12 protein-coding genes are annotated in these 12,755 nt (G+C 67.5%); 5 read left to right on the top strand and 7 right to left on the bottom strand.

Annotated elements, in window-relative coordinates; genetic code table 11:
• The first annotated feature begins 4 nt into the window (after positions 1-4).
• Together QM693_RS12695 and QM693_RS12690 are read left to right on the top strand one after the other, a co-directional pair.
• Positions 5-877: an SCO6745 family protein gene (locus QM693_RS12695; RefSeq protein ID WP_280782490.1), complete on the top strand. Its 873-nt coding sequence runs from the start codon at positions 5-7 to the stop codon at positions 875-877.
• Positions 878-1,065: 188 nt separating this feature from the next.
• Positions 1,066-1,518: a universal stress protein gene (locus QM693_RS12690; protein WP_005247414.1), complete on the top strand. Its 453-nt coding sequence runs from the start codon at positions 1,066-1,068 to the stop codon at positions 1,516-1,518.
• Between the two features lie 13 nt (positions 1,519-1,531).
• Here the strand turns inward: QM693_RS12690 and QM693_RS12685 are convergent, their stop codons facing one another.
• From QM693_RS12685 to QM693_RS12670, 4 genes are all read right to left on the bottom strand, one after another.
• Positions 1,532-1,918 (bottom strand): DUF732 domain-containing protein, encoded by a 387-nt coding sequence (locus QM693_RS12685; protein WP_283352515.1) that lies wholly within the window; start codon positions 1,916-1,918, stop codon positions 1,532-1,534.
• Positions 1,915-4,197, bottom strand: coding sequence for a HelD family protein (locus QM693_RS12680; protein ID WP_283352514.1), 2,283 nt, complete (start codon positions 4,195-4,197; stop codon positions 1,915-1,917). The genes QM693_RS12685 and QM693_RS12680 overlap by 4 nt, the downstream gene beginning before the upstream one ends.
• A 160-nt stretch (positions 4,198-4,357) precedes the next feature.
• Positions 4,358-5,320 (bottom strand): DoxX family protein, encoded by a 963-nt coding sequence (locus tag QM693_RS12675; RefSeq protein ID WP_283352513.1) that lies wholly within the window; start codon positions 5,318-5,320, stop codon positions 4,358-4,360.
• 169 nt (positions 5,321-5,489) lie between these two features.
• Complete coding sequence (locus tag QM693_RS12670) at positions 5,490-6,179, bottom strand: MBL fold metallo-hydrolase (protein WP_283352512.1); 690 nt, start codon at positions 6,177-6,179, stop codon at positions 5,490-5,492.
• A 151-nt stretch (positions 6,180-6,330) separates the two neighbouring features.
• Here QM693_RS12670 and uvrA point away from each other — a divergent pair, with 151 nt between their 5' ends.
• The gene (gene uvrA / locus QM693_RS12665; RefSeq protein ID WP_105413723.1) at positions 6,331-9,327 is read left to right on the top strand and encodes an excinuclease ABC subunit UvrA; all 2,997 of its coding nucleotides are present in this window, start codon (positions 6,331-6,333) and stop codon (positions 9,325-9,327) included.
• 6 nt (positions 9,328-9,333) lie between these two features.
• Here the strand turns inward: uvrA and QM693_RS12660 are convergent, their stop codons facing one another.
• Positions 9,334-10,080 (bottom strand): alpha/beta fold hydrolase, encoded by a 747-nt coding sequence (locus QM693_RS12660; protein ID WP_283352511.1) that lies wholly within the window; start codon positions 10,078-10,080, stop codon positions 9,334-9,336.
• 119 nt (positions 10,081-10,199) lie between these two features.
• Here QM693_RS12660 and QM693_RS12655 point away from each other — a divergent pair, with 119 nt between their 5' ends.
• The gene (locus QM693_RS12655; protein ID WP_280782484.1) at positions 10,200-10,901 is read left to right on the top strand and encodes a helix-turn-helix transcriptional regulator; all 702 of its coding nucleotides are present in this window, start codon (positions 10,200-10,202) and stop codon (positions 10,899-10,901) included.
• Positions 10,902-10,908: 7 nt separating this feature from the next.
• Here the strand turns inward: QM693_RS12655 and QM693_RS12650 are convergent, their stop codons facing one another.
• Positions 10,909-11,322 carry a DUF1801 domain-containing protein gene (locus QM693_RS12650; RefSeq protein ID WP_283352510.1) on the bottom strand — a complete coding sequence of 138 codons (414 nt, stop codon included), beginning with the start codon at positions 11,320-11,322 and terminating at the stop codon, positions 10,909-10,911.
• Between the two features lies 1 nt (position 11,323).
• Entirely contained in the window at positions 11,324-11,707 is a 384-nt protein-coding gene (locus tag QM693_RS12645) for a DUF1844 domain-containing protein (protein ID WP_009473626.1), read from the bottom strand.
• Positions 11,708-12,084: 377 nt separating this feature from the next.
• Here QM693_RS12645 and infC point away from each other — a divergent pair, with 377 nt between their 5' ends.
• A complete protein-coding gene (gene infC / locus QM693_RS12640) occupies positions 12,085-12,741 on the top strand; it encodes a translation initiation factor IF-3 (RefSeq protein WP_080606194.1) in 657 nt (218 codons plus the stop codon).
• The last annotated feature ends 14 nt before the right edge of the window (positions 12,742-12,755 follow it).

The following is a 12,755-nucleotide window of genomic DNA, read 5'->3' as shown; positions in this document are numbered from 1 at the left end:
AAGCATGGATGCACACAACGCAGGTCGTACCGCCCGGTCCTTGGAGTTGCTTCATTCGCTCAGCTATTTCGTTCCCGAGGTCGAGAATCGTCTGGTCGAGGCGGGCCTCGCACCGGGTCGGATGGGCTACTTCGCGGGCCGCTCCGCGCCGATGGGCGCGGTCGGTGCGGGCGTCGTCACTGCGACCTTCTACAACTTCAGTCCGGCCGTGATCGAGTCGGTCATTCCGCGTGCCTGGGGTCTGGCCACGCCCGCGGCAGTCGTCGACGCGCGGTACCGGGCGGTCGGGGAGGCGTATGTGCGACTTCTCGGCGAATCGGTGACGAATTCACCGGAGATGGCCGAGGCCGCCGAACTCGCGTCGATCGCGGCCCGCGGAATCCCGGGTGTCGAGGGACGGCCGCTGTACGCGGGGTACGCGGGGGTGGAGTGGCCGGACACACCGCACCTCGCCTTCTGGCATGCCCTCACATTGCTGCGGGAGTACCGCGGCGACGGTCACGTCGCCGCACTGCAGACGGCGGGACTGAGCGGACTCGAATCGCTGATCACGCACACCGCGACCGGGTTCGGCTTCCAGAAGAAGTTCGCGATGACGCGCCGCGCCTGGACCCAGGACCAGTGGGACTCGGCGAGCGACAGTCTGCGTGACCGCGAGATCCTGGATGCGCGGGGCGAACTCACCGCCGACGGCAAGGAGTTGCGCGAACTGGTCGAGGATCTCACCGACGATCTCGCGCTGGCTCCGTGGGCCGCGCTGGGGGAGGACGGGGCGGCCCGGCTCGTCGAACTCGCAACCCCGTGGCGCGACGCGATCGTCGCGGCGGGCGTGTTCCCCGCCGGCGTGTTCGGTCCCAAGGTCGGCACGTCACGCTGACGCTGATCACAGCCGAAGCGCCTCCGGAATGTGATCCGTCATGCACTGGGGATATCCCCTGTGGCATGTGTTGCAAATGCACCTATGCGGGCACCGATACAGCTAGGGTCAGCGCAGTGGCTGCTGGGTCCAGGCATGACGTATGTCCGGACCCCGGCCAATTGACCACCGCAGACATGGAGGAATGAATGAGCGCCTACCGGACCGTTGTCGTCGGAACCGATGGCTCCGAGTCGTCGTTTCTGGCCGTCGAGAAGGCTGCTGCCATCGCGGGGGACGCCGGTGCCAAGCTGATCATCGCCTGCGCGTACTACCCGGCCGATCCGAAGGACGTCGGGCAGGCCGCCGACGCGCTCGGTGACGAGGCCTACCAGATCACCGGTTCCGCCCCGACGTACGAGATCCTCCGCACCGCGAAGGAGCGCGCCCACGCCGCCGGCGCCAAGGAGGTCGTGGAACGCGCCGTCGTCGGTGCGCCCGTCGAGTCGCTGCTGAACCTCGTCGACGAGGTCGAGGCCGGTCTTCTGGTGATCGGCAACCGCGGACTCAACACCCTTACCGGGCGTCTCCTCGGCTCCGTTCCGTCGGATGCCGCACGCAAGTCGACGTCCGACGTCCTCATCGTCCACACGGTGCGCTGACGCACCACGCGGATCAGCAGTAATTCGCCTCGGCGGCATCGAGATAGACCTGCGCCACCTGTTCGGTGGTGAGGCCGATATCCGACGTCGCCGAGGCGAACTGCGCCATCGGGGTCAGATGCGCGAGGATCGTGGCCTCGTCCGTCCCCTCGGACAGCTGGCCGCAGATCCCGTTGGCGAGCGCCATGACCGTGTCGTCAGGCAGCGCCGGTATGCCGGCCCCGGTCAGCGACTCCTTGTAGCGCAGGCCACGGGCGTCGAGGTGTGATGCGGCAGTGGTGGCGGCAACCGAGGGCGTCGACGGCGGGTCGGAGGCGGTGGCCTCCGAACACGCGGTCGACACGATCGCGGTGAGGACGAGCCCACACCCGATCAGCCGACCGCGACCGCCCGGTGTCACGACAGGATCCCGACCTCGGCCGGACCGAGTTCGGACAGCACCGCGGGCAACGTCTTCGTATGCACCACACCGAGTCGTTGCGTCGCGCGGGTCAGGGCGACGTAGAGGTCGTTCATCCCCCGCGGCGACTCGTCGAGAATGTCCTGTGGCTCGGCGATGAGCACCGAGTCGAACTCCAGCCCCTTGACGTCCCGCACCGTCAGGACGCTGACGGTGTCCGACTTCAGATCGGCGAGTGCGGCGACGAGGTCGTGGCCCCCGATCACGACAGTCGTGCCCGGTCCGGTTTCCCGGGACACACACGTGCGCACGGTGTCCGCGAGATCGGGTTCGGACACCTGCAGCGCCCACGGCGCGAATCCGGATTCGCGCACCGACCGCGGCACGGTCTGCTCTGTGTCGATCTCGGCGAGAACCCGCCGTGCCGACGTCATGATCTCCGCCGGAGTGCGGTAGTTGACGGTCAATTCCGTGAGCTTCCACCGTGCGGCCACGTACGGCTCGAGGATCTGTTGCCACGACGACGTACCCGCCGGGTCGCCGGTCTGCGCCGTGTCGCCGACCAGCGTCATCCAGCGATTCGGTATGCGCCGCATCAGCATTCGCCAGGCCATCTCCGAGAGTTCCTGCGCCTCGTCGACGATGACGTGGCCGTAGGTCCAGGTTCGGTCGCCCGCTGCGCGCTCCGCGGTGGTCTGGTGCTGTCCCACGTCGTGGCGTTCGGCCAGCTGACTGGCGTCGATCAGGTCGTAGGCCATCAGAATTTCCGGGTCCAGCTCGTCCTCGAGATCCTGTGGCGCCGAACCGGTCAGGATGTCCAGGGCGCCCTGGGCATCGGCGATCTGTGCCCGCCACTGGCGGCGGGCGCGCTCCCGTTCGGCGGCGTCGTCGACGCCGAGCAGTTCCGCCAACTCGTCGAGGAGTGGCGCGTCGGCGGCACTGAAGCCGCGCATGACGGGGCGTCGCAGCGACTCACGTTGGGTTTCGGTCAGATTCGGCGCGGCATCGGCCAGCCGCTTCGGTGAGGCGTACAGCTCGGCGAGGACCTGCTGCGGCGACAGTTCCGGCCACAGCGCGCTGATCGCCGTCATGATCTCCGGGTCTTCACGCATCTCGTCCCGCATGTCGGCGATGTCGTCCCGGCTCAGCAGGTTCCCGCCGTCGACGACGTTGGCGCCCAGTGTGTCCGCGAGTTGCTGGGCGAGTGCCTCGATGACCGACGAGACGAAGATGGGCCGTGCCAGGTTGTGCGGGCGCCGCGACGACCTCGCCCGGCCACGAGCGCGGGTGACGACCTTGCGGTCGAGGGTGATCCGGTAGGTGTCGAACGTCAGCTCGACGGGACGCGACGGCACTTCCTGCCGATCCCGGACGGCCTTCTTGAGCACGTCCAGCATGTCGAGCGAGCCCTTGATCTCGCCGGCGTCGAGGCTGTCCTCGACGGTGGCGCGGACGCCGGGGTAGAGGTCGCCGATGGTCGAGAGCAGCACACCGGTCTCGCCGAGCGACGGCAGCACCTGGCCGATGTAGTCGAGGAACGTGGCGTTGGGGCCGATGATGAGGACGCCGGCCTTCGCGAGCTGCTGCCGGTAGGTGTAGAGCAGGTAGGCGGCGCGGTGCAGAGCGACCGCGGTCTTGCCGGTTCCCGGTCCTCCCTGGACGACCAGCACACTCTTGTGCTCCGACCGGATGATGGCGTCCTGCTCACCCTGGATGGTCTCGACGATGTCGTTCATCTGACCGGTGCGGGCCGCGTTGAGCGCGGCGAGCAGTGCACTTTCACCCGCGACGCCGTCCGAGCCGGTGATCGTGCCCGCGGCCTCTGCCGCCGCCAGATCCAGATACTCGTCGTTGACGGCCGTCACTCGGCGGCTCCGCGTCCGGATGTGCCGTCGACGGGAGACGCCGTCGGGGGCTGCGGGGGTGGCGAGGTAGAACGGGCGGGCAAGGGGCGCACGCCAATCGAGGAGCATCGTCTCGTAGTCGTTCTCCTCGTCGAGGATGCCGAGCCGGCCGATGTAGCGGTGCTCGCCGTCGAGATCGATGCGTCCGAAGCACAGCCCGTTCTCGGCGGCGTCGTACTTGGCGAGGTCTTCGGTGTAGAGCTGGTTGAACGACTCCCGCTCGCTGCGGGCCTGCGGGGTCCCGCCGGTTTCGAGCAGTACACGGCTCAGCCGGTTCGCCGCGTACTGGCGAAGGCCGTCCAGTCGGGTGTAGAGCATCGTCACGTACTGCTGCTCGAGCTCGCGCTCGTCGCGTGACGTGTCCTCGTCGGGCAAGAGGTCTCCTTGACTGGTTCGGCTGCAACCGGATCGGCTGCAAAAGTGCCTGGACAGTCTAGTCGGCCCCGGAGGCCGCCCGCTGACATTGCAGGTCAGGGGTGATCTCCGGGGCCGATCAGATCGATTATCCGGCGCAGGTCGGCGCCGCGGCTCGGGGTCAGTGGGACAGTTCGTCCCGCTTCGCTCGGGCCTTCTCGAGCGCGGCTTCCGCCTGCTTGCGGGCCCGCTTGCTCAGCACCTCGCCGCGTTCTGCGGCGGTGCCGGCCCATTCGCCGCCCTTCTCGCGGGCGACCTCGGCCAACTCCGGGCCGCGTTCCTTCGCGACGTCGACGAGTTCCGCTCCGCGTTCCTTCGCCAGTTCGACGAGTTCCGCGCCGCGCTCCTTGGCGACCTCGGCCCACTCGGAGCCGTGTTCCTTGGCGACCTCGGCCCACTCGGAGCCGTGTTCCTTCGCGACGTCCGCCCATTCGGGACCGCGATCCGCCGCGACCTTCGCGAATTCGGCGCCACGGTCTTTCGCGACCTCGAGGATTTCGGACCCGCGCTCGGCGGCCTCACCGGACAGGATGCGTGCGCGCTCCGACGCCGCGGCCAAAGCCTCCCCGATCTCGGGACCGTGATGGTCGTGACCCGATCCGAGCGGCAGAGCCGCGGCCACGGCCTCCTGTGCGTGCCGGGCGGCGCGACGGCCACGCCAGCCGAGGGACGGCTTGCCCTCGGTGTCGACGGCGGCGATCAGCAGTCCGCCGAGCAGGCTGACGTTCTTGAGGAACTGAGTGCGCTGCGCCGCTTTCTTCGCCGGGTCGGTCTCGTTCCAGAAGTCGTGCCCCACAACGGTAGTGGGCACGAGGCTGCCGGCCAGCGCGAGCGATGCGAGTCGCGGCGCCTTCCCGGTGGCGAGAAGAATTCCGCCGCCGATCTGCACGGCGGCGTTGATCTTGACCAACGTCTCCGGGTCGGACGGGATCTTCTGCGTGACGGACTCGGGAAGCGTCTCTGTGGACTTGTCGATCAGTGGTGCGGCGGCCTGTGCTCTCTGCGCCGGATTTCGAAGTGCATCGATCCCTCCGCTGATGAAGACTGCGGACAGCAGTGGGCGAGCGATACGACGGACAAGCATTCCTGGCCTCCCAATCTCGAGTTCTCCCGTCTCACACTAACGAGAGTTCAGGGCAGTCGTCGGCGTACGACCATGTTGCCGAACCGACGGGCTGCCCATTCACCAGTACCCAGCGAGGCCGATCGCCAATCGCGGACCGTTCGGCGCGCAATCGGCGATCGGGTGCGGTTCACCAGCCGCGCTCGCGCCACTCCCCGAGGTGGGGGCGCTCGGCGCCGAGGGTGGTGTCGTCACCGTGGCCGGGGTAGACGACCGTGTCGTCGCCGTAGCGGTCGAAGAGCTTGGTTTCGACGTCGGTGAGCAGTGATGCGAACTTGCCGGCGTCGGCGGTCTTGCCCACCCCGCCGGGGAAGAGGGAGTCACCGGTGAAGAGATGGACGCGTGTGCCGCCGGTCTCGGTGAGCGCGAGCGCGACGGAGCCGGGGGTGTGGCCGGCGAGATGGATCACGTCGAGGGTGACGTCGCCGACGGTGACCGTGTCACCGTCTTCCAGGAGACGGTCGGGCCGGATGGGCAGAGCGTCGGCGTCGAGTGGATGCGCGGCGGTGTCCACGCGGGTGGCGGCCGCGACGTCCTCCAGCGCCAGCCAGTGGTCGCCGTGCTGGTGCGTGGTGACGATCAGCTCGAGGGATGGAGCGTGTTCGCCGATCAACTGGTTGACGCGGTCCGCCTCGTTGGCGGCGTCGATGAGGACGGATTTTCCGGTTGTGGAACAGACGACCAGGTACACGTTGTTGTTCATGGGGCCGACGGACATCTTCGTGATCGTGGCTCCCGGAACCGTGCGGCGCTGCGGCGCCGAACCGGGGGAGACGTGGCCGGTGTACGAGTCTTCTATCACCATGGGCTGCTCGGTCATGATGGGGAGGCTACCGTCGAATACAGGCAGGTGAGTGGCAGGGCGGCCATGCGTCCCACAGAACGTGTCGGTGCCCCGGCTTACCATGGCACGGCCAGAGGGCCCAGCGTTCATGCGCGTCCTCGGCTGTCGAACAATGAAGGGACTTGGAGTGGCGGATCGCCTTATCGTGCGGGGTGCCCGTGAGCACAATCTGCGAGGGGTCGATCTCGATCTGCCCCGCGACAGCCTGATCGTGTTCACCGGGCTGTCGGGCTCGGGCAAGTCGAGTCTGGCGTTCGACACGATCTTCGCCGAGGGCCAGAGACGTTACGTCGAGTCGCTGTCGGCGTACGCGCGCCAATTCCTCGGCCAGATGGACAAGCCCGACGTCGACTTCATCGAAGGTCTGTCGCCGGCGGTGTCCATCGACCAGAAGTCGACCAACCGCAACCCGCGGTCGACGGTCGGCACCATCACGGAGGTTTACGACTACCTCCGTCTGCTATACGCCCGGGCGGGCACCGCCCACTGCCCGGTGTGTGGCGAGCAGATCGCGCGGCAGACGCCGCAGCAGATCGTCGACCAGGTCCTCGACATGGAAGAAGGCACCCGCTTCCAGGTGCTCGCTCCCGTCGTGCGGACCCGCAAGGGTGAATTCGTCGACCTGTTCGACCAGCTCAACATGCAGGGCTATTCGCGTGTGCGAGTCGACGGCGTGGTGCATCCGCTCTCCGATCCGCCCAAGCTCAAGAAGCAGGAGAAGCACGACATCGAGGTCGTCGTCGACCGCCTCACCGTCAAGGCCAGCTCCAAGCAGCGACTCACCGATTCCGTCGAGACCGCGCTGCGGTTGGCGGAGGGCATCGTCGTCCTCGACTTCGTCGACCGCGAAGAGAACGCCGCAGACCGGGAACGCCGATTCTCGGAGAAGCTGGCGTGTCCGAACGGACACGCGCTCTCCATCGACGACCTCGAACCGCGGTCGTTCTCGTTCAACTCCCCGTACGGCGCCTGCCCCGAGTGCACCGGTCTCGGAATCCGTAAGGAGGTCGACCCGGACCTCGTTGTCCCCGACCCCGAGCTGTCCCTCGAGGACGGAGCCATCGCGCCGTGGTCGATGGGGCAGAGTTCCGAATACTTCGGCCGCCTGCTGTCCGGGCTCGGCGACATTCTCGGCTTCGACATGAAGACGCCGTGGAACAAGCTGCCCGCGAAGGCGCGCCGCGCGATCCTCGAGGGAAGTGAGGAGCAGGTCCACGTCCGGTACAAGAACCGGTACGGGCGTACCCGTTCCTACTACGCCGAGTTCGAGGGCGTCATGCCGTTCCTGCACCGCCGCCTCGAGCAGACCGAGTCGGACCAGATGAAGGAACGCTACGACGGCTACATGCGCGACACCCCCTGTCCCGCGTGTGGTGGTGCGCGTCTGCGCCCCGAGATCCTGTCGGTCACGATCGCGAACGAGAAGTTCGGTATGAAGTCGATCGCCGAGGTCTGCGAACTGTCGATCTCCGATTGCGCCGACTTCCTGAACAGCCTCACATTGGGCAGCCGCGAGGAGGCCATCGCCGGTCAGGTGCTCAAGGAGGTCCAGGCACGTCTCGGCTTCCTGCTCGACGTCGGTCTCGAATACCTGTCGCTCGCCCGCGCCGCCGGCACCCTGTCCGGTGGTGAGGCGCAGCGTATCCGCCTGGCCACCCAGATCGGTTCGGGCCTGGTGGGCGTCCTGTACGTGCTCGACGAGCCGTCGATCGGTCTGCATCAGCGCGACAACCGGCGTCTCATCGAGACCCTGACGCGCCTGCGCGACCTCGGGAACACGCTCATCGTGGTCGAACACGACGAAGACACCATCCGCACGTCCGACTGGGTGGTCGACATCGGACCGCTCGCCGGCGAGCACGGAGGCAAGGTCGTCCACAGCGGGCCGTACGAGGAACTACTCGACTGCGAGGAATCCCTCACCGGCGCGTACCTGTCGGGCCGCAGTCACATCGAGATTCCTGCCATTCGCCGACCGGTCGACCGCAAGCGGCAGGTCACGGTCATCGGTGCGCGCGAACACAACCTCGGGGGCATCGACGTCAGCTTCCCGCTGGGCGTGCTCACGTCGGTCACCGGCGTGTCCGGGTCCGGTAAGTCGACGCTCGTCAACGACATCCTCGCGACGGTGATGGCGAACAAGCTCAACGGCGCCCGCCAGGTGCCGGGCAGGCACACCCGCATCAACGGGCTCGACCAGCTGGACAAGCTCGTCCAGGTCGACCAGTCGCCGATCGGCCGCACCCCGCGGTCCAACGCGGCCACCTACACCGGGGTCTTCGACAAGATCCGCACCCTGTTCGCCGCCACTACCGAGTCGAAGGTGCGCGGCTACCAGCCGGGCCGGTTCTCGTTCAACGTGAAGGGCGGCCGGTGCGAGGCCTGCTCCGGAGACGGCACGTTGAAGATCGAAATGAATTTCCTGCCCGACGTGTACGTGCCGTGCGAGGTCTGCCACGGCGCCCGGTACAACCGCGAGACGCTCGAGGTCCACTACAAGGGCAAGACCATCGCCGAGGTCCTGGACATGCCGATCGAGGAGGCCGCGGAGTTCTTCGAGCCCATCACCTCGATCCACCGCTACCTCAAGACCCTGGTCGAGGTCGGTCTCGGGTACGTGCGGCTCGGTCAGCCCGCGCCCACGCTGTCCGGTGGTGAGGCGCAGCGCGTGAAACTCGCCGCCGAACTGCAGAAACGTTCGACGGGCCGCACGGTGTACATCCTCGACGAGCCCACGACGGGTCTGCACTTCGAGGACATCCGCAAGCTGCTGGGGGTGGTCAACGGGTTGGTCGACAAGGGCAACACGGTGATCGTGATCGAGCACAACCTCGACGTGATCAAGACGTCCGACTGGGTGGTCGACATGGGGCCCGAGGGCGGGTCCGGCGGCGGAACCGTCGTCGCACAGGGCACCCCGGAGGAGGTTGCGCAGGTTCCGGAGAGTTACACGGGGCGGTTCCTCGAAAACGTCCTCGAGGTGACGGCGCCTCCCGCTGCGGCGAAGTCGAAGGCGGCCAAGTCGTCGTCGACGCGGAAGTCCGCTTCGGCGAAGAAGACTGCCGCGGCCGCCACGGCGACACCGCGCAAGCGGGCGCCGAAGAAGGCCGCAGCAGTCGGCTGAGTTCGGTCAGTCCCTCGCGGCCGTGTCGATCGCGGTCGCGAGGTCTGCGGGCCGCGACCACATCGGCCAGTGGCCGGTCGGCAGATCGACGTAATCGACCTTCGCGATCTGCGCGAGTTCGGCGGCCATCGGATGGCCCGCGCCGGCCATCTGCTGGATGACCTCCGACGGGAAACTGGTGCAGATCACCGTGGTCGGCACGTCCAGACGGCTGCTGTCGACGAGTTCGAGCCTGTCCCTCGCCGGGCCGGCGGGTTCGGGCACCGCGCGGCTTCGAAATATCTCGAGCGTTGCGTCGTCCAGTCCGTCGAGGCTGCTGCCCTCGGCCTCGAGTTCGGACCACGACGGAAGCGGGATCTCGGTGACCGACGCATCGAGATCCTCCCGGAGTGCGGTGTCGTTCTGCAATGGCCCCGAGTCGACGTAGACGATGCGGGCCAGCCGGCCGGGCACCCGGTCGCTCGCCGCGTAGGCCACCGGTCCCGCACCGCTGTGCGCGACGAGCACAACCCGCTCCGACGACGGTGTGTCCGCGACGACGTCCGCGATTGCGGAGATGTGATCGTCCAGTCGGATGCCGGCGCGGTCGCTGTCCGCGGAGTGAAGCCCGGGCAGGGTCACCGCGGTGACGTGGTGTCCTCGCCGGATCAGGTCGGAAGCCACTGCGTCCCACGCCCATGCGCCGAGCCAGAATCCGGGAGCCAGGATGATGTGAGTGCCTGTGCTGTCGTGTGATTCGTTTGTCTGGGTCATGGGACAAGAGTGAACCCGCAACGGTGACATCTGCGTGTCACCGTAAGTGTCACAGTCGTATAACGGAATCGGTCGGCGAGAATCGGGACTTTGCCGCGGTCGTTCGGCAGACTGCCCTCATGGACCGTCCAGCCCGCCTTCACGCCCTGACGGAAGAACTACGCCGCGCGGGGGACCGGGGCCGGACCGCGGAGCAGTTGGCGGCGCAGTTCGAGGTGACCGCCCGGACGATCAAGCGGGACGTCGCCGTGCTGCAGTCCTCGGGCGCCCCGATCTGGGCCACTGCCGGGCCGGGTGGGGGATACGGGATCATCGGGAACGGCACGTTACCGCCCGTGAATTTCACTCCCGCTCAAGCGGTCTCGGTGGCACTGGCCCTGACGGCGTTTCGCGATGCTCCGTTCGCGACCGACGGCCGCGCCGCGCTGGCCAAGCTGCTCGACGTGATGGATTCCGAGTCGAGGGAGCGGGTGGAGCGCCTCGGCGCGAAGGTGTGGATCCGCCGAGACGCCGACACGGCGAGCGCGGAACCACGCGTCCGCCGCGTCGTCGAAGACGGATTGCAGCGCGAACTGATGGTGTCGCTCCGATATGTGGACCGGGACGGCGAGCGCACCGAACGGGTCGTCGAACCGCACCTTCTCGCTCACACGAGGGGATCGTGGTTCCTCATCGCGTGGTGCCTGAGCCGGGCGGGTGTGCGGTGGTTCCGGCTGGACCGGGTGTCCGACGCCACCCTCACCGGCCGGTCGTTCGTCCCGCGCGATCCGAGCCTTTTCGGCGAACCGCCTGCCGACGCGCGCAGCGTGTTCGAACGGTGAGATTCGATCAGAGCGCGCGGGCGGCGGCCACGGATCGGTTCAGCAACGAGACGAGAACCGACTCGTCGACGTCGGCGAGCTTCTTGACGTAGAGGCAGCCCTTGCCGAGTGTGTGCTTGCCGAGTGCGGCGAATTCGGCCTCGTGCTCGGTGAAGTCGAGCGAGAGGTACAGGGTGAGTGCCGCGGCCCGGGGCGAGAAGCCGATCAGTGCGGTATCGCCCTCGTGTCCGCTGGCATACCTGTAGTGGCGGGAGCCGAACCCGACGATGCTCGTGCCCCACATCGCGGCGGGCTCTCCGCTCGCAGCGGTGAGCAGCTCCACCAGTCGTACGCTGTCGGCGCGCTTGACCGGGTCGGCGATCGTGGCGAGGAACTCGTCGACGCCGGCAGGCGTCTGCGCGGTCTTGTTGCGGCTCGCCATGTCAGTACACGGGGCCGGTGTACTTCTCGCCCGGACCCTTGCCTGGCTCGTCCGGGTGTGAGGACGCTTCGCGGAACGCCCGCTGCAGCGCCTGGAGGCCTTCGCGGATCGGTCCCGCGTGCGGTCCGAGGTACTCGATGGACGCGGTCACCAGGCCGGCGAGGGCGGTGATGACCCGCCGAGCCTCGTCGAGGTCGCGGTGCGGGCTGGAGTCGGGGTCGGCGTCGGACAGGCCGAGCTTCTCGGCTGCCGAACTCATGAGCATGACCGCGGCGCGGCTGATGACCTCGACCGAGGGAACGTCGGCCAGTTCCCGGACGTCGGTATTCTGGTCGCCGCCGGTCGGGGTGCCGTCGTTCGGGGTGTCATCGATGTTGTCCGTCATGCCTTAGAGGATTCCACCAGGGCCCTGTGGCGCAACGTCCCGGTATCGATTAGCTCGCGACGTGCGCAAATGTTACTCTTGACGCAACGACCGCCTTCGGATTTGTCGGGGGCAGCAAGTGGAGTCCGACTCCCACCTCTGCGCGGCAGGTAAAACTGCAGTTCAGTGGTCCGGTCGCTCGGTCCGAGGTTACTCGGTTCGAGTTCCTCGAATGTGAGGAGATGAGGGATCGGCGTGAGCCGTGAGTTCGTCTGATCGGTCGACATCGGGCCCCGCATGGTGAGAGTCATTCACCGCCGCGGGGCTTTTTTGTTGGGAATCCGGGCGTACGGGCTGCTGGCGGTCTCGAGACAAGACCGTTCAACCTAGGAGGCCCCATCAGCACTGAGACCCGCATCAACGATCGCATCCGAGTTCCCGAGGTCCGCCTCGTCGGACCCGGAGGTGAACAGGTTGGCATCGTGCGTGTTGAAGATGCACTCCGCTTGGCCCTCGAGGCCGATCTCGACCTGGTCGAGGTGGCCCCCGACGCTCGCCCGCCGGTCTGCAAGATCATGGACTACGGCAAGTTCAAGTACGAGGCCGCGCAGAAGGCGCGTGAGTCGCGCAAGAACCAGCAGCTCACGGTCATCAAGGAGCAGAAGCTCCGCCCCAAGATCGACGATCACGACTACGAGACGAAGAAGCGCAACGTCGTGCGCTTCCTCGAAGCGGGATCCAAGGTCAAGGTCACGATCATGTTCCGCGGACGTGAGCAGTCGCGTCCGGAGCTCGGATTCCGGCTGCTGCAGCGTCTCGGTGCAGACGTCGCGGATCTCGGGTTCGTGGAGACGTCCGCCAAGCAGGACGGTCGAAACATGACGATGGTGCTCGCTCCGCACAAGGGCGCGAAGACCCGTGTGAAGGCGCAGGAAAGCGCCGCTGCGCCGCCGGCGCAGCGGGCAACTCCCGCGCCGGCCGCACCGGCACAGGCTCCGGCGGCACCTGCGGAGCAGGCGGGCGACAGTGCGCCCGGCGAAGCGCCGACCAGCTAGTCCGACTACACCAG

Origin of the sequence: Rhodococcus sp. IEGM 1305, assembly GCF_030058635.1 — a bacterium.
In the GTDB taxonomy this organism is placed as follows: domain Bacteria; phylum Actinomycetota; class Actinomycetes; order Mycobacteriales; family Mycobacteriaceae; genus Rhodococcus_F; species Rhodococcus_F opacus_D.
This window is presented reverse-complemented; position numbering and strand designations above follow the sequence as displayed.

Coding starts and splice junctions, on each gene's coding strand:
- QM693_RS12675 (WP_283352513.1), bottom strand. CDS start 5,320: ATGCTTGTCCGTCGTATCGCTCGCCCACTGCTGTCCGCAGTCTTCATC.
- QM693_RS12670 (WP_283352512.1), bottom strand. CDS start 6,179: ATGACCGAGCAGCCCATGGTGATAGAAGACTCGTACACCGGCCACGTC.
- QM693_RS12660 (WP_283352511.1), bottom strand. CDS start 10,080: ATGACCCAGACAAACGAATCACACGACAGCACAGGCACTCACATCATC.
- QM693_RS12645 (WP_009473626.1), bottom strand. CDS start 11,707: ATGACGGACAACATCGATGACACCCCGAACGACGGCACCCCGACCGGC.
- QM693_RS12695 (WP_280782490.1), top strand. CDS start 5: ATGGATGCACACAACGCAGGTCGTACCGCCCGGTCCTTGGAGTTGCTT.
- QM693_RS12655 (WP_280782484.1), top strand. CDS start 10,200: ATGGACCGTCCAGCCCGCCTTCACGCCCTGACGGAAGAACTACGCCGC.
- QM693_RS12690 (WP_005247414.1), top strand. CDS start 1,066: ATGAGCGCCTACCGGACCGTTGTCGTCGGAACCGATGGCTCCGAGTCG.
- QM693_RS12650 (WP_283352510.1), bottom strand. CDS start 11,322: ATGGCGAGCCGCAACAAGACCGCGCAGACGCCTGCCGGCGTCGACGAG.